Genomic DNA, 17,470 nt, shown 5'->3' with positions numbered 1-17,470 from the left:
ACTCGATGCTTTCCCCACACAAGAAACCGCAATGAGCCGTTACCGCCCTCCTCGTCCTGCCGGCACTGCCCTGATCACACCCGAAGGCGAAGCGCGGATGCGTGCCGAGTTCCATGAGCTCTGGCACGTGCGTCGGCCCCAAGTGACCCAGGCCGTCAGCGAAGCCGCAGCCCAGGGTGACCGCTCGGAAAATGCCGAATACACCTACGGCAAGAAGATGCTGCGCGAGATCGACAGCCGGGTGCGCTTTCTCACCAAGCGCCTGGAAGCGCTCAAAGTGGTCAGCGAAAAACCCAGCGACCCGAACAAAGTTTATTTCGGCGCTTGGGTGACCATCGAGGATGAGCAGGGCAAGGAGTCACGCTATCGCATCGTTGGCCCGGACGAACTGGACCTCAAGCAAGGCCTGATCAGCATCGACTCACCGCTGGCGCGAGCCTTGATTGGTAAAGCGCTGGATGCGGAAGTGCGGGTGCAGACACCGGAAGGCGAGCAGTTCGTCTACATCACCGCGATCGACTACCCCTGACATTCAGCGGCGAGCAATCAAACCCTGACGGGCCACACGCACCAATTGCGTGATCACTTCGCCGGCCTCTTCGGCAGAGGGCGACTGGATCACCGCGAGATCGAAACTGTCGCTGGCAAAGCGCGCCAGTGACTCACCGTCTTCGACGAACTGGATCAGGAAGGCCGCCGGGCCATTGTTGCGCCGTGGCCAACCGTCCAGATAACGCAACAGCGTCGGCTGGTGATTACCGCCAAGCAGGATTTTCGGGTTGCGTTGAGTCAAATGGGCCGTGATCGGCGCGGGACGTACTGGCGGGTGTAGTGCATTCATTATGTCGTGTCTCTGCCCCAGAGGTCTGCATGGCAGGTGAGAGGCAACACCGAACCAGCGCTTTAGCGGTATTTCGAAGCTTGCTGCAGCTTCTGACGGCAACGGATAGGTCACCTGGCGCCCCGCAAGTAGCTGTTTAAATCGGCGCATGACAATATCCTAGAGAAGCTGACCGGACAGTGTCAAGAATCGCCAATAACAAAAAAGGCCCGCACAATGCGGGCCTTAGCCTTGAGCCAGAGCACTTAGCCAACGATGGCACGGTCTACCGACAACTTGCCGGCCCCTTCCACCAGCACCGCGATACTGCCGCCCAGTAATGCCAGCGCAAACTCGTAGCCGTTGTTGACCATGAACAGGCCGTTACTGATGTGCACCGAGAAGATCGCCACCAGGGACAAGACCGTCAGCCCCAGGGCGGCCGGGCGCACCAGCAGGCCGATGATCAACGCCAGTCCGGCAAAGAATTCGGTCCCGCCGGCCAGGATCGCCATCAACTGGCCCGGGGCCAGGCCAATGCTTTCCATGTACTGCGCCGTCCCGGCAATCCCGTAGCCACCGAACAGGCCAAAGAGTTTCTGCGCGCCGTGGGCTGCGAAGATGATGCCGACGAAGAGGCGCACCACGGTGAGGCCGTAGCCGGCGCGAGTGGAAAGTACCTTGTTGATCATTGTGTTCATGCTCTGCCATCCAAGTGAGAGTGTGTTGGTTGGCCGCCATCATAAACAGTAAAATGAATGAGAAAAGCGCAAAAACCTCCGCAAACAAATCAACTTTTTCGATTACTTACGAGACACAACTTTCTGCGTCTGCGGCTCCAACGACTCTCGTTGCCGGTCATAGGCCAAGTAATACTTGTTCACGCTGTTCACGTAGCTGACCGGGCCCATTCCCACCTGCTCCATGGCAATGCGCTCGACCTGGAAGAACCACTGATTGGGATTCAAGCCGCGACGCCGGGCCTCGGCGCGCATGCCCTGGACCCGTTCCGGACCGATGTTGTAGGCGGCCAGGACAAACGCCATGCGCTCACGCTCGTTGAGTTTGGGGCTGGCGAAAAACTTGCGGCGAATCAAGGCCAGGTACTTCGCTCCAGCCTGAACGTTGTTGTCCAAGGATTGAACATTGTTGACCCCGACCCGCTGCGCCGCAGACGGGGTAATTTGCATCAGTCCGGTCGGACCGCTGCCACTGCGGGCAGTGGGCTGCAACGCCGACTCCTTGAACGCCAGCGCCGCGAGATTAAGCCAGTCCATGCCTTGCTCCCGGGCGTGCTTTTGCAGGACGCTGCGCACCTTCTCCAGCCGTTGCCGGTCGGCGCGCGCCAGCGGATCGCGTACCTGATACAGGCGGCGATAGACCCGCAGGAAGGCCACGTCCTGGTCGGACGGCGGTTTGTAGGTGGTCAGGAAACGGTCGATGCTGGCTCGCAGCATCGACGCGTCGCGGCGTACGAACCAGTATTCCTCCCCCGGCTCACTGATCAGCACCTGACGATCGAAACGCAGTTTTGGCAGGATCTTGCCCCAGCGCTCGGCAATCGGTTGCTCGACAATGGTCAGGTGGAAAATCCCGCCCTGGACCATCTCCAGCACGTCCTCGACCGCCAGGCTCGGATCGACCCACTCGATGGTCACCGGTGGCAACTTGCGTAGCGCCAGTTTCTGGTTGATCTGATTGATTGCCTCGCCAGCGGCGCTCCCAGTGGGCAGCGCCAGGGTTTTGCCGGAGAGTTGCTCAAGCTTGGTATAGCGACGTTCGCCCTTGATCCCCACCAGCAGCAACGGCACGTTGCTGACAATCGGCTCACTGCTGCTGACCGCATGAATACTTTGCGCGTCGAGCAACTCACCCGGGGCTACCAGATCGCCTTCGCCGCGTTGCAGGGCGCCAAGCAGTTGATCTTTAGCCTTGGGAATAATCTTCAGGGAGATTTCCTGGCCATCCCGGGCATGGCCATTGAGGTACTGCTCGAAAGCGCGCAGACGATGGTATTCCATGCCGATGCTCTGGCCCTGGACTTCTGCGGAACTGTTGCGGCTCTGATTGACCAGCACCCGCAGCACGCGGCTGGCGCGGATCTGCGCCAAGTCACGAACCTTGGCCGACGGCAGCGCTTCCACTGGCCCGGCCAGCCGCGCCTGCGCCGGAAACGGCAGCAGCATCGACAAGCACAGCACGAGTAAAACCTGGAGTCGCGTCATCCGTTCTCCGGAAAGAATACTGTCCCACTGCCGGAAAAAATCGGCAGAAGGTCGACAGAAACAGAGCGCCTGGAGCGCTGGCAACGAGCGGAGGCAGGAGCAACGACGGAAGACAAATCCGACGCGGCGCACTGCCGGCATCAAAAGACAGCTTTAACTCTTTGTAGTTCTTGGTTTTTCTTATAAATCTACAGCTCTGCTATGCTTTCCGGCCGCAGACCCAGGGTAGCACCATGCAACTCATCGATATCGGCGTCAACCTGACCAACCCCAGTTTCGCCGACAAACACCAGGCGGTACTTGATCGCGCCTACACCGCCGGCGTCTGCCAATTGGTGCTCACCGGCACCAGTGTCGAGGGCAGTGAACAAGCCCTGGAACTGTGCCAGCAACTGGATGAAGGCGGCCAGCGCCTGTTCTCTACCGCCGGCATTCATCCTCACAGCGCCAGCGACTGGAATGCCGACAGCGCCCGGCACCTGCGCGACTTGCTCAAGCAACCGAGCGTGCGCGCCGTGGGTGAATGCGGGCTGGATTTCAATCGCGATTTTTCGCCACGCCCGCAGCAGGAGAAAGTCCTCGAAGAACACCTGGCATTGGCGGTTGAATTGCAACTGCCGGTGTTCCTCCACGAACGCGATGCCAGCCAGCGCCTGCTGGAGATCCTGCGGGACTTCCGCGACCGCCTGCCCGCCGCCGTGGTGCACTGTTTCACCGGTGAAAAGAAAGCCCTGTTCAGCTACCTGGATCTGGACCTGCACATTGGCATCACCGGCTGGATCTGCGACGAACGCCGTGGCACCCACTTGCACCCACTGGTGCGCGAGATTGCCCGTGGTCGTCTGATGCTGGAAAGCGATGCGCCTTACTTGCTGCCGCGCAGCCTGCGCCCCAAGCCGAAGAATGGCCGCAATGAGCCGGCTTACCTGACTGAGGTCCTGCGAGAAGTGGCGCTGCATCGGGGCGAAAGCATCGAAGATCTTGCAACCCATAGCACTGCATGCGCACGGGCTTTTTTCGCTTTGCCTACGCTTGCCGATAGCGACTCTTGACCCATATCAAGACACAGCGTCTCTCATAGCGGCACAATGATGGCACCTTGCCAATGTTGTTTCCGCTATCAGAGAAGACCTCCATGGGTGCCTGGCTTAGCAATATCTCGCTGAAGTACAAATTCTGGGCGGTCAATGCCGTCGCCTTCGTCACCACCCTGCTCCTGGTGCTGTACGCGGTGCAGCTTGAGCAACAGGCTCGCCATCAGGCGGCACGCCAGGGTGCCGAGGCACAGGCGCAGTTGATCCGTCACTGGCCCGCCGATCAAGCGTTGCCGAAATCCGACTCACTGCTGAGCTACGGATCGGAGCAAATTCCAACCCTGAACCAACAGCCCTTGCCCCAACTGAGCCAGGCCAGCGGCTGGGTACCGCTCAACTCCATGCCGGTGTTTGGCCGCGACCTGCTGATCGGCGCCGAAGTCGTGCCCGGTGCTGAGGGTCAGCGCACGGCCGTACTGGCCTACGGCCCCAGCTTGACCCAGGTCTTCAGCGACCGCTTCATGAACTATGCGCTGGCCGTGTTGATCCTGATGCTGGCCATGCTCGGCGCATCGCAGTTGTTGATCCGCTTTTTGCTCAGCCAACTCAACACCCTCAAGGATGTGATGCTGCACGTGGAGAAAACCGGCGACCTGGCGGCTCGCGTACCGCTGTCCTGCGCCGATGAAGTGGGTCAGATGGCCAGCGCCTTCAACGCCATGCAGGCCGGCTATCAACGGGTCGTAACCACAGTGGCCGACACCGCACGCCAACTCGATATTGGCGCCGCACGCCTGGCCAGCAGCATGAACGACGTGCGTCATGGCATGCTCGGTCAACAAAGCGAGACCGACCAGGCCGCCACGGCGATCAACGAAATGTCCGCCACGGTTCATCACATTGCCCAACACGCGGGCGCCACCCGTGATCTGTCGCAAACCGCCGACAACCTCGCAGGCAGCGGCCAGCAAGTGGTCAGCCGGGTGCAGGACTCGATCGCCGGGCTGTCCACCGGTGTGCAACAGACCGCCGAGATGATCCAGCGCCTGGCCGAGGACAGCCAGAAAATCAATGGCGTGGTCAGCGTGATTCACAGCATTGCCGAGCAGACCAATCTGCTGGCCCTCAACGCCGCCATCGAAGCCGCCCGCGCCGGCGAAATGGGCCGCGGCTTTGCAGTGGTCGCCGATGAGGTGCGTAACCTGGCCAAGCGCGTGCAGAGTTCCACCGACGAAATCACCCGGATGATTTCAGCGCTGCAGGCCGGGACCCGCGACGCCGTGGATTTCATGCAGGAGAGTTCGTTCAAAGCCGACGACTGCGTGCAGCAGGCGCAGGAAGCGGGAAGCGCGCTGGCAAAAATCACTGGCGCCGTGGCACAGATGCGGGAAAGCAATACCCAGATCGCGGTGGCCGCCGAGCAGCAGAGCCAGGTTGCCGAAGAGATGAATCGCGCGGTGGTGAGTATTCGCGATGTAACCGAGGACACCGTGCAGCAGACCGTGGATTCGGCGACCACCAGCCACGAGCTTGCGACCTTGGCCGGCCAACTGAACAAGGCGATCGGCCAGCTCAAGCTTTAACTGAAAGGCCCACTATCAACTCGATAGCCAACCTTGATTCGCCGGCCACCGCGGGCCGGCCTATTCTTCAACCATGTGTTTCACACGGATCGAGGAGTAGCTTCATGGGCAAACGTCACCCCAACCTTCCCGCCTGGCAATGGCGGGCCTACCCGAACAATCACCAGCACCCGACCAACCTGGTCCTGCATCTGATTGCCGTGCCGCTGTTTATCCTGGCGTTTCTGTTGATCGTGTCCGGCGTGTTCAGCCTGAGCTTCACCAACGTTGCGATTGGCATCATCGGGTTGCTCGCCGCACTGGGTCTGCAGCGCCATGGGCACAGCCTGGAAGCGGAGGCGGCCGAACCTTTCAGTGATCGCAAGGACGCCCTCTCGCGCTTGCTGGTCGAGCAGTTCCTGACCTTTCCGCGCTATGTCCTCAGTGGCGGCTGGTGGCGCGCCTGGCGTGAGCGCCACCGCCGCTGAGCGGCATCAGGCGAAGATCGTCACCGTCTGCCGGCTCAAAGCAATCAACTTGCCCTCGGCACTCCACAGTGCCGCCGCGGCGTGCCCGTAACCATCGCGGGCATGCTCGGTGGTGACGCAGTACTTGCACCAGTCCAGCGTACTGAGCTCGAGCAACGGCTGGACGAATTCGATGGTCCAGGTCAGGGTGCTGCCGGCTGCGGGCTTTTTCAGGTGCGGCAACAGCGCCGGTGGCCAGGCGTCGACCAGCGCCAGGATGCAGGCTTCGCTGAGCGGTTGCGCTTCGACTTCATTGCGCAATCGAACCCAGCCGCCCATTTCCCGCGAAGTGTTGCCGGTAAACGGTAAGCCGCCGATGCTCCAGCGCATCGCCAGATGGCGCATGAATTCGGGCGTCACTCCCGGGATGTACGGCAACTCCTGGCAATCGTCCCAATGCTTCATTTGCGGCGCAGGAGCGGCCGCGATCTCGACTTCGGAAGCACGCGAGGCACCGAAGCTGCCCTGTACCAGCGTGACCACCTGGCCATCTTGCATGGCGCGTCCCAGTACCTGACTCACGGCCTTGCCTTCGCGCAGCACCTCCACTTCAAACTGAATCGGCACGTCGGGCGCGGCCGGTCCGACGAAGGTGATCGCCAGCGAGCGCACCGGGCGATCCGCCGGGACCCTGGCACGCATGGCTTCGTACTGCAGAGCCGCGACCAGGCCGCCAAAACTGGCGCGTCCCTGGCTCCATTGGGCAGGGATCACCAACCCGGCAGGTGAGCGCCGAACCGCATCGATCAATTCTGAAAAGCGCATGGAAACCTCGGAACAGGGCGTAGGAATTGTCCGATCTTACCCAGCCCGAAGGCTCTACACAGCACCTGTTTAGGCCAAAGTGACTGACAGATACGCCGCCGCTTCAAGATTTGAAGCAGGCCGCACTCAACTTGTCGAGCACCCGATCAGCGCGCTCCTGTGCCTCAAGCATGGTCTGCTGCCAGACCGCAACGCAGGGCACCAAGTCCGATTCGTGCTCGACACGCGCCAGCCATTGCCAGCAATCATGCCAGTCGCCCAGGGCACTTTGCGCCGCCTTGAGCCGCGGCATGGCGGCGGCCGGCAAACGGTCAAGTTCGGGGTAGGCTTCGATGGCGTACCGCACACGCTTGATCAGCAGGCGCAGGCGATGCCGATCATGGGCTGGGTCATGGAGGGTCCGGTCGAGGGTTTTCCATTGTTTGGCCAGGCGCTTTTCGATACGCCCGCGCAAGCCCTTGAGCAACCCCTGGCGTTGGGAGGCTCGCAAAAAGCGTGGGAACACATCGAGCACCATCAGCAATTGCGACAGTTGAGCGCTGTCCGCTACTTCGGGAAAGGCCGTGGCCATTTGCCGAATCCGCTGCTCGGCCGCTTGCATATGCCCCTGCTCGAGCAGATAGGCGGCCAACACTTCACGATCGCGCAGCGGCGTGGTCAGTTCGCCGACGCTCGCCGCCGCTGCTTCCAGTTGCTCGACCCCGGGCAAGCCACGCAAGGGCCGTAACAGGCTGCGCAAGCGGCGAACCGTGGTGCGTAAATCGTGCAAAGCCTCTGGGTCGGTCCTGGCACTCAAGCGCGCCTGACACGCCAGTAATCGCACCTGCACGCCCAGCACCTGAGCCACCAACCGATCAACCAACACTGACATACCGAACTCCACACTCAACCTTCACCCCATTGCACCCATGATCGGCACAACTCCAGACACCGGTATTGCCCCGGATCAACCGGAACTCAACGACCGGCGCGGGATTCGCGAATGTAGAAGCGCGCTTTCTCAGCCTTGTTGCTGCAACCTTCAAAGGCTTCGAATTGCTGCTGGGTCTTGGCGCCGGTCAGCAGCGACAGGGCCTTGGAATAACTCACGGTGCCGGCAAATCCTTCGGCCTTGGCCAAGTCCAGTTCTTTCCAGGCGGCATCCAGTTGGCTGGCGCAGCTATCGCGATAGGCGGTCTTTCCTGCGCAACCGGCCAACAGCAACGCAACCAATGGCAGACAAATCCATGCTTTCATCAAAGACACCTCAAGGTAGAAAAACAATCGTGCTGGGTATGACGGTCAACGCGAGCAAAAGTGCCTTGCCTGAGCGTTGGAAACAATAGCGCCGGCGAGAATACCCATCTGCCGTCATGCAGTGTCGAAAAAACGGCATGAACGAGTCAGTGTGATTGAAGCACGCCCCCGAAAAGGTGCATTGTTAAAACCTGCTTGGGCAAGGAACACCTACATGAAGAAGCGCGTCGCACTGGTACTCGGCTCCGGTGGCGCCCGGGGTTATGCCCATATCGGGGTCATCGAAGAAATTGAACGACGCGGCTACGACATTGCCTGTGTCGCTGGCTGCTCCATGGGGGCCGTGGTGGGCGGCATCTACGCGGCTGGCAAACTGAACGATTACCGTGACTGGATTGAAAGCCTGGATTACCTCGATGTCCTGCGCCTGGTGGACGTCAGTTTTCGTCTGGGTGCTATACGGGGTGAAAAAGTTTTCGGGCAGATCCGCAAGATTGTCGGCGAGATCAACATTGAAGAGCTGCGCATCCCTTACACCGCCGTAGCCACCGACCTGACCAACCAGCAGGAAATCTGGTTCCAGGAAGGCTGCCTGCACCAGGCCATGCGTGCCTCGGCGGCGATTCCCAGCCTGTTCACCCCGGTGATGCAGGGCAACCGCATGCTGGTGGATGGCGGCCTGCTCAATCCCTTGCCGATCGTGCCGGTGGTGTCGAGCCATTGCGACCTGATCATCGCGGTCAATCTCAATTCGACCAACCAGAAACACTACCAACTGCCAGTGATCCAGCGTCCGGCAGCCTTCAAAAGCCGCTTCGACAGCCTGCTCAACTCTCTCGGCTCGCATATGCCGTTCCGCCGCAAACAGGCCGAGCAACTGCTTTTGCTGGAACAGGAAGCACTGCGCAGTGAAGCCGCGGAGTTCAACCCCTGGATCGAGCCCGCCGAACCCGAAGCCCAGCAACCGGCCAACGGTCCGGAAAACGAAGGTGCGCCAAAGTCGGCCACCGGCTCGTTTATCATCGATAACGTCGGCCCCGCCTCATTGCTGGACCTGATCAACCAAAGCTTTGAGGTGATGCAAACGTCCCTGGCGCAGTACAAGATCGCCGGTTATCCACCGGACGTCCTGATCAACGTGCCGAAACGGGTCTGCCGGTTTTTCGAGTTCTACAAGGCGCCGGAGTTGATCGCCCTGGGACGTGAGATTGCGCGGGACACCCTGGACCGCTACGAGAATGAGCGCGACTGATCTGCAAAGAACAATGGTTCACGTCTCGCTGAGCAAGCGATAGCCCACACCCGCCTCGGTCAGAATGAACCGCGGCCGGGTGGGATCATCTGCCAGTTTCTGGCGCAGATGCCCGACGACGATGCGTAAATAGTGGCTGTCCTCGGTATGAGTAGGCCCCCAGATGTCCTTGAGCAGTTGCTGCTGGGTAATCACCCGGCCGGCGTGACGCGCCAGTTGCGCGAGTACCGCGTACTCCTTGCGGGTCAATGCGACATCGACCCCGTCGAGCTGCACTCGTCGATAGGCCAGGTCCACCGTCAATGGACCGAATTTCAGTGCCGCCTCCGGTGCCTCTGCGCCTGGTGCCTGGCGCAATAGCGCACGAATTCGGGCGAGGAACTCCTGAATACCGAACGGCTTGGTCACGTAATCGTTGGCGCCGCCATCCAGCGCCTCGACCTTCTGGCCTTCACTGGCGCGCACCGACAGCACCAGCACCGGCACCGTCGACCATTCGCGAAATTCGCGCAACACCTGTTGGCCGTCCATGTCCGGCAAGCCCAGGTCGAGCACCAGCACGTCCGGTTTGTTCAGCGCCGCCAGGGCCAAGCCCTCGGCGCCGGTGCCCGCCTCCAGCACTTTGTAGCCCTGGGAGGCGAGGCTGATACGCAGGAATTTACGAATCTGCGGCTCATCATCAATGACCAGGATGGTCGCGGTCTGCGTCATGTATTCAATTCAGCTCAGGTTAGTGGCAAGAGAGTAGCGCAGCAGGCATCAGGCTTCACCCTCAAGCCCCGGTTGCTCCTGCAGGGGCAGGTGCAGAGTAATGCAGGTGCCCCGCGCTTGAATGCCACTGGCCACGCTGATCCGCCCGCCATGGGCACCGACCATGCCCTGGCAGATGGCCAGGCCCAGCCCGGTGCCCTGCCCGCCCCGATCACCCCGCGCCGCGGTGTAGAACATGTCAAAGATCTTGCTTCGTTCGTCCTTCGGAATCCCCGGACCTTCATCGCTGACCGAAAAAAACACTTCGCTGTCGCCAGCGCCCGCACTCACTTGCAAGCGGCCGTGGGTGGGAGAAAAACGCGCGGCGTTTTCCAGCACGTTGACCAGCGCCTGCTCGATCAACGCGGCGTGGACGAACAGCAGCGGCAACTCGCTCGGCACCTCGATGATCACCTGCAGCGGCGCCAGCACCGCGCGCAGTCGGTTGAGCGCACTGCCGACGATATCGGCCGGAGCCACCCAGTCGCGCGTAAGCTTCAGCGCACCATGCCCCAGGCGAGTCATGTCCAGCAGGTTCTGGATGTAGCGATCCAGTCGCTCGGCCTCATCGCGGGTGCCTTCGAGCAACTCTCGACGATCTTCCAGCGGGATAGCCTCGCCCAAGGCCAACAAACTGTCGATGCTGCCGCGCATGGAGGTCAATGGCGTGCGCAGATCGTGGGACACCGAGGCCAGCAAGGCGCTGCGCAACTGCTCGGTCTCGCCATGCAGGCGCGCGGCCTCCAGGTCCTCGGCCAGGCGGGCCCGGGCCAATGCCTGGGCCAATGGTTGGCTCAGTGCGGTCAGCAAGCGTCGGCGCTGGGCGCTGAACACCTCTCCCGCCTTGGGGCAAACACCCAGCAAACCCAGGGGACCGTCATCCACCGACAACGGCCACCACCACCAACGTCCGAAGGGCAACGTCCCGGTGCCCATGCCCGCCGGCTGATCGTGCTGCCAGGCCCAATCGGCGGCGGCGCGCTCGGCTTCATTGAACTGCAGCGGGCCGCCCGTCTCGACTTTCCAGCCGCCCTGCCCGTCCCGATTTACCAGGCACAGCTGCAGATCGTTCCAGCCCAGCAGGTGCTGCGCCGCGGCACTGACCACCGCCTGCCGATCGGTGGCCGCAGTCAGTTTGCGCGACAGATCGAGCAGTTCACTGGTTTCCTCCTGAGTATCGCGCAGCGCTTGCAATTGCCGGCGCTGACGTGCGGCGAGGTTGCCTGTGAGCGCCGCCATCAGCAGGAAAAACAATAGAGTCAGCACGTCCTCTTCACGCTGAATCGCGAAGGAGAAATTCGGCGGGATGAACAGAAAATCGTAGGTCAGGAAAGACAGCACCGCACACACCAGCGCCGGCCCCAGACTGCTGCGCACCGCCACCAGCAATACGGCGGCCAGAAACACCAGGGAGATGTTCGGCAGCGGCAACACACTCGACACGGCCCAGGCCAGGGCGCTGGCCAGCACCGTCGCCACCGGTGCCAGAGCGTAATCGAACCACACCAGCGACTGCACCGGACGCTGGCGCGGCTGATGTTGTTCTTCGTCGCTGTCCAATACGTTGATTTCCAGGCCACGGGCATTGCGCAACAACCGTGAAGCCAGTCCACCGCCGAACAGCCGGCGCCGCAGACGCGGCTGGGACTGACCGACCAGCACCAAGCTGGCGCGCCGTTCGGCAGCATGCTGGATCAAGGTTTTCGCCACCTCACCCGCCCGCAGCAACACCACTTCGCCGCCCAACCGTTCGGCCAGTTGCTGGGCGCTTTGCAGGCGCAGCCGCGCCTGCTCATCGCGTACGCTGCCGTTGTCCACATGCACCAGGCTCCAGGGCAAATGCCGACGCTGCGCGACGCGACTGGCATGGCGTACCAGGCGCTCGGCCTGGGCATCGCCGTCGACCCCCACCAGCAAACGCCCGCGCACCGCCGGCGCCGCCTGGCCCAATTGCCGATAGCCGCGACTGAGGTCATCATCGACCTGCGCCGCCGCCGTCTGCATCGCCAGTTCGCGCAGCGCAGTGAGATTGGTCTGCGTGAAGAACGCGTCGATCGCCGCCCGCGCCTGCTCGGGCACGTACACCTTGCCATCACGCAAACGCTCCAGCAGCTCACGGGGTGGCAAGTCGATCAGCAACAGTTCATAGGCCTCCTGCAACACCCAATCGGGCAGGGTTTCGCGCACCTGCACGCCGGTTATGCCGCGCACCTGATCATTGAGGCTTTCCAGGTGCTGCACGTTGACCGTGGTATAGACGTCGATCCCGGCGGCCAACAGTTCCTGAATATCCTGCCAACGCTTGGCATGTCGACTGCCGGGGGCATTGCTGTGGGCCAACTCGTCCACCAGTACCAGCTTCGGCTTGGCCAGCATCAGGCCATCGAGGTCCATTTCCTCCAACTGTACGCCACGGTATTCGCTGCGCAGCAATGGCTGCTGCGGCAAGCCGGCGAGCAAGGCCTCGGTTTCAGCACGGCCGTGGGTTTCCACCACGCCCGCAATGACTGTCACGCCCTGGCGCAAGAGGCTGTGGGCGGCTTGCAGCATGGCGTAGGTTTTGCCCACTCCTGGAGCGGCCCCCAGGAATACCTTGAGTCGGCCGCGCCCCTCGCGGGGTAAATCAGCCAGCAATGCGTCGGCGCGGCCGGAATCACTCATCGGGAACTCTCTTTGTTCGAATTAACGGATCCATCAACAGCTACAACCTTTCCAAAGCCCTGTTCAATTCCAGCACATTCACCACTGGCGGGCCTACCAGCGGCCGCTCTATATGCGCCTCGAGCAACTGTTGCAGAGTGGCCTGCGAGAGGTTGCGAGCAGCGGCAACCCGCGCCAGTTGATAGGCAATCGCCTCAGGTGGCAAGTGCGGATCCAGGCCGCTGCCGGAAGTGGTCAGCAAGGCCAGCGGCACCGGCCCCTGTCCTGCAACCTGCTGCTGAGTGGCCGCCTCGATCACTCGCGTGGCCAATGCCGGATTACTCGGAGCGAGGTTGCTGGCGCTGCTGGAAACGGTAGCAAACCCACCCGCTGACGGCCGTGGATGAAACCAGGCATCACCGACGAAATCCTGGGCGATCAGTGCCGAACCACGCACCTTGCCGTCCGCGTCCCGCAGCAGGCTGCCGTTGGCCTGCTCAGGAAAGGCAAGCTGGGCGATACCGGTCACCGCCAGGGGATAGGCGACGCCGGTGATCAGGGTCATCAGAAGCAGCAGGCTCAAGGCTGGGCGAATCATTGTGGACATGGCGAAACCCTCGAATCAGTTTGAGCGCCGCGCCCCCTGGCGCGGCACGCAGCGCTTACACCAGGTGCAGCGCGGTCAATAGCAGGTCGATCAGCTTGATCCCGGCGAACGGCACGACGATCCCGCCAACCCCGTAGATCAGCAGGTTGCGCCGCAGCAGATGGGCCGCACTCGCGGCCTGCACCCGCACACCACGCAGGGCCAGAGGAATCAGCGCGACAATAATCAGCGCGTTAAAGACGATGGCCGAAACAATCGCGCTTTGCGGGCTGCTCAAATGCATGATGTTGAGCACACCAAGCTGTGGATAAATCGAGGCGAACAGCGCCGGCAGGATCGCAAAGTACTTGGCCACATCGTTGGCGATGGAAAAGGTGGTCAGCGCCCCACGGGTCACCAGCAATTCCTTGCCGACCTGCACCACGTCCAGCAGCTTGGTCGGATCGCTGTCGAGGTCGACCATGTTCGCCGCCTCCCGTGCCGCCTGGGTGCCATCGTTCATCGCCATGCCGACATCCGCCTGAGCGAGCGCCGGCGCGTCGTTGGCACCGTCGCCACACATGGCAACCAGGCGGCCGTCATTTTGCTCGTGGCGGATGCGTGCCAGTTTTTTCTCCGGCGTCGCTTCGGCCAGGACATCGTCGACCCCCGCTTCGGCAGCAATCGCCGCTGCCGTCAAAGGGTTGTCGCCAGTGACCATGACCGTGCGAATCCCCAGCTTGCGCAGCTCGGCGAAGCGCTCGCGGATCCCGGGCTTCACCACATCCTTGAGATGGATCGCACCCAACAACTTGCCATCGGCACACACCAGCAGCGGCGTACCACCACTCTGGGCAATCCGCTCAATTTCCCGCGACATCGCCGGTTGCAGGTCGCCACGGCTCTGGCCGATGAAAGCCAGCAACGAATCCACCGCGCCTTTACGGAACACACGGCCCTGATAGTCCACACCGGATAACCGGGTTTCAGCACTGAAGGGCACGGCGGTCAGGGCGTCGGCGGTCGGCTCAGCCTGTGGATAAAGCCCACGCAAGTACTCGACGATCGATTTGCCTTCAGCCGTGTCATCGGCCAGCGAAGCGAACAATGCCCCCTCGGCGAGTTCCTTGGCAGTCACGCCGGGCGCGGCATAAATGGCCGAACAACGACGGTTGCCAAAGGTGATGGTGCCCGTCTTGTCCAGCAACAGCACATGCACGTCCCCCGCAGCCTCCACGGCACGGCCGGATTTGGCGATCACGTTGAGGCGCACCAGACGGTCCATGCCGGCAATACCGATGGCCGATAACAGGCCGCCGATGGTGGTGGGAATCAGCGTGACCAGCAGCGCCACGAGGAACACCAGCGGCAGGCTGCCATTGGCGAAGTGAGCGAAAGGCTGCAGGGTCACGACCACTACCAGGAAGATCATGGTCAGGCCGATCAGCAGGATATCCAGTGCGATTTCGTTGGGGGTTTTCTGGCGCTTGGCGCCTTCGACCAGGGCGATCATCCGGTCCAGCGTCGATTCGCCGGGGTTGGCGGTGATGCGCACCAGCAGCCAGTCAGACACCAGTCGCGTATTACCGGTGACCGCCGAACGATCACCACCCGACTCTCGAATCACCGGGGCCGACTCACCAGTGATCGCCGCTTCGTTGACGGCGGCAATCCCCTCGATGACCTCGCCGTCCCCCGGGATCATTTCCCCGGCTGCAACCCGCACCACATCACCTTTGCGCAGGCTGGTGGCGGGCACCACCTGAAAACTGCCATCGGCCTGCTTGCGCCGGGCGCTGAGGCCTTCGCTCCCGGCCTTGAGACTGTCAGCCCGAGCCTTGCCACGACCCTCGGCGAGAGCTTCGGCAAAGTTGGCGAACAACACGGTAAACCACAGCCACAGGGCAATTTGCGCCGCGACCAGGGTCGGCACCGCAGTGTCCGGGACCAGGCACAACAGGGTGGTGAGTATCGCGGTCAATTCGACTACCAGCATCACCGGTGAACGCTTCAACTGCCGAGGATCAAGCTTGACGAAGGCTTGCACCAGTGCCGGCCGCCACAGGGCCGAGATCGCGGTGTTGGGTTGCGCCGGCGCCTTGGCGGCGGCGGCTTTGGTTGCGGGCATGTTCATCATCCAGCTCCAGAAAAAGAGGCTCAGAAGCCCAGGCTCAGGTGTTCAGCGATGGGACCCAGCGCCAGGCTCGGCAGGAAGGTCAGGCCGCCCACCAGCAAAATGGTCACGGTCAACAGCGTCACGAACAGCGGACCATGGGTCGGGAAACTGTTCTGGCCAATCGGCGCGGTCTTTTTCAGCGCCAGGCTGCCCGCCAGTGCCAACACTGGAAGGATGTAACCGAAGCGTCCAATCAACATCCCCAGACCGAGCATCAGGTTGTGGAAGGGCGTGTTGGCGCCCAGCCCGGCGAAGGCCGAACCGTTATTCGCGCTGGCCGAGGTGTAGGCATAGAGCAATTGGCTGAAACCGTGAGGGCCGGGGTTGCTGATGGTCGCGGCCGGACCTGGCAGACTCGTTGCCAAGGCACCCAGCACCAGTACACCCAACGGCATCACCAGCAGCGTCACCACGAGCAACTGTACTTCCCTGGCCTGCAGTTTCTTGCCTAGGTACTCGGGGGTTCGGCCAATCATCAGCCCGGCAAGAAACACCGCGATCAGCACGTTGAGCAACATCCCATAGAGGCCTGCACCCACCCCGCCGAAAATCACTTCGCCGACCATCATGTTGACCAGGGACACCATGCCGCTCAACGGATTGAGGCTGTCGTGCATGCCGTTGACCGAACCATTGGAGGCTGCCGTGGTGGTCACTGACCAGAGCACCGTGCCTGTGGTGCCGAAGCGCGCTTCTTTACCTTCCAGTGGCGCTGTCTGTTGCACCGCAACGTTGTTCAACAGAGGGTTGGGTTGGTACTCGGCCCACAACGACACGGCACCACCGATCAGGAACAGGGCCAACATGCAGGCAATGATTGCCCGGCTCTGGCGCAGATCCTTGACGTAATGGCCGAAGGTAAACACCAGCGCCACCGGGATCAGAATGATCGAGGCAAGTTCGAACAGATTGCTCCAGGCCGTCGGGTTCTCGAACGGATGGGCCGAGTTGACGCCGAAGAAACCGCCCCCGTTGGTGCCCAATTGCTTGATCGCGATCTGACTCGCAGCCGGCCCCAGAGGAACAACTTGATCAACACCTTGCAGGGTCAGTGCATTCACGTACTGAGCGAACGTCTGTGGGACACCCTGCCAGACCAGAAACAGTGCCAGCAACAGACACAGTGGCAGCAAACCGTAGAGCGTGGCGCGGGTCATATCGACCCAGAAGTTGCCCAAGGTCTGCGTCGACTTGCGAGCAATCCCCCGGCACAGCGCGATCAGCACGGCGAGGCCGGTCGCCGCGCTGACAAAGTTCTGCACCGTGAGACCGACCATCTGACTCAAGTAACTTAGGCTGGCCTCACCACTGTAGGACTGCCAGTTGGTATTGGTCATGAAACTGACTGCAGTGTTGAAGGCCTGGGTCCATTCCTGGGCCGGCAGGTTCTGCGGATTGAGCGGCAAATGGTCCTGAAACAACAGGATCATGAACAGCAACAAAAATCCCGCAAGGTTGAAGGCGAGCAAGGCCAGGGTGTACTTCTGCCAACTCTGTTCGGTTTGCGGATCGACACCGGCCAGACGATAACAACCCCGCTCGACCGGCCCGAGCAGCGGCGACAACCAGGTACGCTGGCCCTCCATCACCCTGTAGTAGAAACGCCCCAAAAACGGTGCCGGGATCAACACCAGAGCAAAGAAGGCAACAATCAGCCAATAGTCATAACTGTGCATAGCCGCCCTACCCCTGATCCGCGCGCAAAAGCGCAACCAACAGATAAATGAACAGTCCCACTGCCAACAGCAGGGACACCCCGTCCAGAACGCTCATGGAATTTCTCCGTGTTACGGCGTATTGCCGCGTGTGGAGGAATTTTCTGTGGTCAGGGCGTAAAGGTGCGAGATCGAGGGGGCGGGCCTGGCATAAAGAAAGTGTAAAGAGTGACCTGCAACGC

17 protein-coding genes are annotated in these 17,470 nt (G+C 61.6%); 5 read left to right on the top strand and 12 right to left on the bottom strand.

What is annotated here, in order from left to right:
* Positions 1 to 31: 31 nt before the first annotated feature.
* A complete protein-coding gene (gene greB, locus NR126_RS10320; RefSeq protein WP_027620139.1) occupies positions 32 to 529 on the top strand; it encodes a transcription elongation factor GreB in 498 nt (165 codons plus the stop codon).
* 3 nt (positions 530 to 532) lie between these two features.
* On the opposite strand, the gene NR126_RS10315 is transcribed toward greB, so the two are convergent.
* From NR126_RS10315 to NR126_RS10305, 3 genes are all read right to left on the bottom strand, one after another.
* On the bottom strand, positions 533 to 841 hold the full coding sequence (locus tag NR126_RS10315; protein WP_027620138.1) for a hypothetical protein: 309 nt from the start codon (positions 839 to 841) through the stop codon (positions 533 to 535).
* A 245-nt stretch (positions 842 to 1,086) separates the two neighbouring features.
* Positions 1,087 to 1,521, bottom strand: coding sequence for a DoxX family protein (locus tag NR126_RS10310; RefSeq protein ID WP_256830155.1), 435 nt, complete (start codon positions 1,519 to 1,521; stop codon positions 1,087 to 1,089).
* A 102-nt stretch (positions 1,522 to 1,623) separates the two neighbouring features.
* Positions 1,624 to 3,045: a transglycosylase SLT domain-containing protein gene (locus tag NR126_RS10305; protein WP_027620136.1), complete on the bottom strand. Its 1,422-nt coding sequence runs from the start codon at positions 3,043 to 3,045 to the stop codon at positions 1,624 to 1,626.
* Between the two features lie 233 nt (positions 3,046 to 3,278).
* On the opposite strand from NR126_RS10305, the gene NR126_RS10300 reads away from it, so the two are divergent.
* The 3 genes from NR126_RS10300 to NR126_RS10290 all read left to right on the top strand — a co-directional run bounded on the left by NR126_RS10300 (position 3,279) and on the right by NR126_RS10290 (position 6,129).
* Entirely contained in the window at positions 3,279 to 4,097 is an 819-nt protein-coding gene (locus tag NR126_RS10300; protein WP_256830154.1) for a TatD family hydrolase, read from the top strand.
* 83 nt (positions 4,098 to 4,180) lie between these two features.
* Positions 4,181 to 5,662, top strand: a complete 1,482-nt coding sequence (locus NR126_RS10295; RefSeq protein WP_256830153.1) for a methyl-accepting chemotaxis protein — start codon at positions 4,181 to 4,183, stop codon at positions 5,660 to 5,662.
* 104 nt (positions 5,663 to 5,766) lie between these two features.
* The gene (locus tag NR126_RS10290) at positions 5,767 to 6,129 is read left to right on the top strand and encodes an Mpo1-like protein (RefSeq protein ID WP_027620133.1); all 363 of its coding nucleotides are present in this window, start codon (positions 5,767 to 5,769) and stop codon (positions 6,127 to 6,129) included.
* Positions 6,130 to 6,135: 6 nt separating this feature from the next.
* On the opposite strand, the gene NR126_RS10285 is transcribed toward NR126_RS10290, so the two are convergent.
* From NR126_RS10285 to NR126_RS10275, 3 genes are all read right to left on the bottom strand, one after another.
* Positions 6,136 to 6,933: an acyl-CoA thioesterase II gene (locus tag NR126_RS10285; protein ID WP_256830150.1), complete on the bottom strand. Its 798-nt coding sequence runs from the start codon at positions 6,931 to 6,933 to the stop codon at positions 6,136 to 6,138.
* A gap of 103 nt (positions 6,934 to 7,036) precedes the next feature.
* Positions 7,037 to 7,804: a CHAD domain-containing protein gene (locus tag NR126_RS10280; RefSeq protein WP_256830149.1), complete on the bottom strand. Its 768-nt coding sequence runs from the start codon at positions 7,802 to 7,804 to the stop codon at positions 7,037 to 7,039.
* An 86-nt stretch (positions 7,805 to 7,890) separates the two neighbouring features.
* A complete protein-coding gene (locus NR126_RS10275; protein WP_027620130.1) occupies positions 7,891 to 8,169 on the bottom strand; it encodes a hypothetical protein in 279 nt (92 codons plus the stop codon).
* Positions 8,170 to 8,383: 214 nt separating this feature from the next.
* Between NR126_RS10275 and NR126_RS10270 the strand changes: the two genes are divergently transcribed.
* Complete coding sequence (locus NR126_RS10270; RefSeq protein WP_027620129.1) at positions 8,384 to 9,421, top strand: patatin-like phospholipase family protein; 1,038 nt, start codon at positions 8,384 to 8,386, stop codon at positions 9,419 to 9,421.
* Between the two features lie 18 nt (positions 9,422 to 9,439).
* Here NR126_RS10270 and NR126_RS10265 read toward each other — a convergent pair whose 3' ends face one another.
* From NR126_RS10265 to kdpF, 6 genes are read right to left on the bottom strand one after another with little or no spacing between them, the layout of a single operon-like run.
* Complete coding sequence (locus tag NR126_RS10265) at positions 9,440 to 10,132, bottom strand: response regulator (protein ID WP_027620128.1); 693 nt, start codon at positions 10,130 to 10,132, stop codon at positions 9,440 to 9,442.
* Positions 10,133 to 10,180: 48 nt separating this feature from the next.
* The gene (locus NR126_RS10260; protein WP_256830148.1) at positions 10,181 to 12,832 is read right to left on the bottom strand and encodes a sensor histidine kinase KdpD; all 2,652 of its coding nucleotides are present in this window, start codon (positions 12,830 to 12,832) and stop codon (positions 10,181 to 10,183) included.
* Between the two features lie 40 nt (positions 12,833 to 12,872).
* Complete coding sequence (gene kdpC, locus NR126_RS10255; RefSeq protein ID WP_256830147.1) at positions 12,873 to 13,418, bottom strand: potassium-transporting ATPase subunit KdpC; 546 nt, start codon at positions 13,416 to 13,418, stop codon at positions 12,873 to 12,875.
* Positions 13,419 to 13,473: 55 nt separating this feature from the next.
* Positions 13,474 to 15,531, bottom strand: coding sequence for a potassium-transporting ATPase subunit KdpB (gene kdpB / locus NR126_RS10250; RefSeq protein ID WP_256830146.1), 2,058 nt, complete (start codon positions 15,529 to 15,531; stop codon positions 13,474 to 13,476).
* A 23-nt stretch (positions 15,532 to 15,554) separates the two neighbouring features.
* The gene (gene kdpA / locus NR126_RS10245; protein WP_256830145.1) at positions 15,555 to 17,249 is read right to left on the bottom strand and encodes a potassium-transporting ATPase subunit KdpA; all 1,695 of its coding nucleotides are present in this window, start codon (positions 17,247 to 17,249) and stop codon (positions 15,555 to 15,557) included.
* 7 nt (positions 17,250 to 17,256) lie between these two features.
* Positions 17,257 to 17,346: a K(+)-transporting ATPase subunit F gene (gene kdpF / locus NR126_RS10240; protein WP_081786396.1), complete on the bottom strand. Its 90-nt coding sequence runs from the start codon at positions 17,344 to 17,346 to the stop codon at positions 17,257 to 17,259.
* Positions 17,347 to 17,470 lie beyond the last annotated feature (124 nt).

The sequence above is a fragment of the Pseudomonas sp. Pse1 genome (assembly GCF_024519635.1).
Lineage (GTDB): Bacteria > Pseudomonadota > Gammaproteobacteria > Pseudomonadales > Pseudomonadaceae > Aquipseudomonas.
Note: the sequence above shows the minus strand (reverse complement) of the source record. Positions and strands in the feature narration are given on the sequence as shown.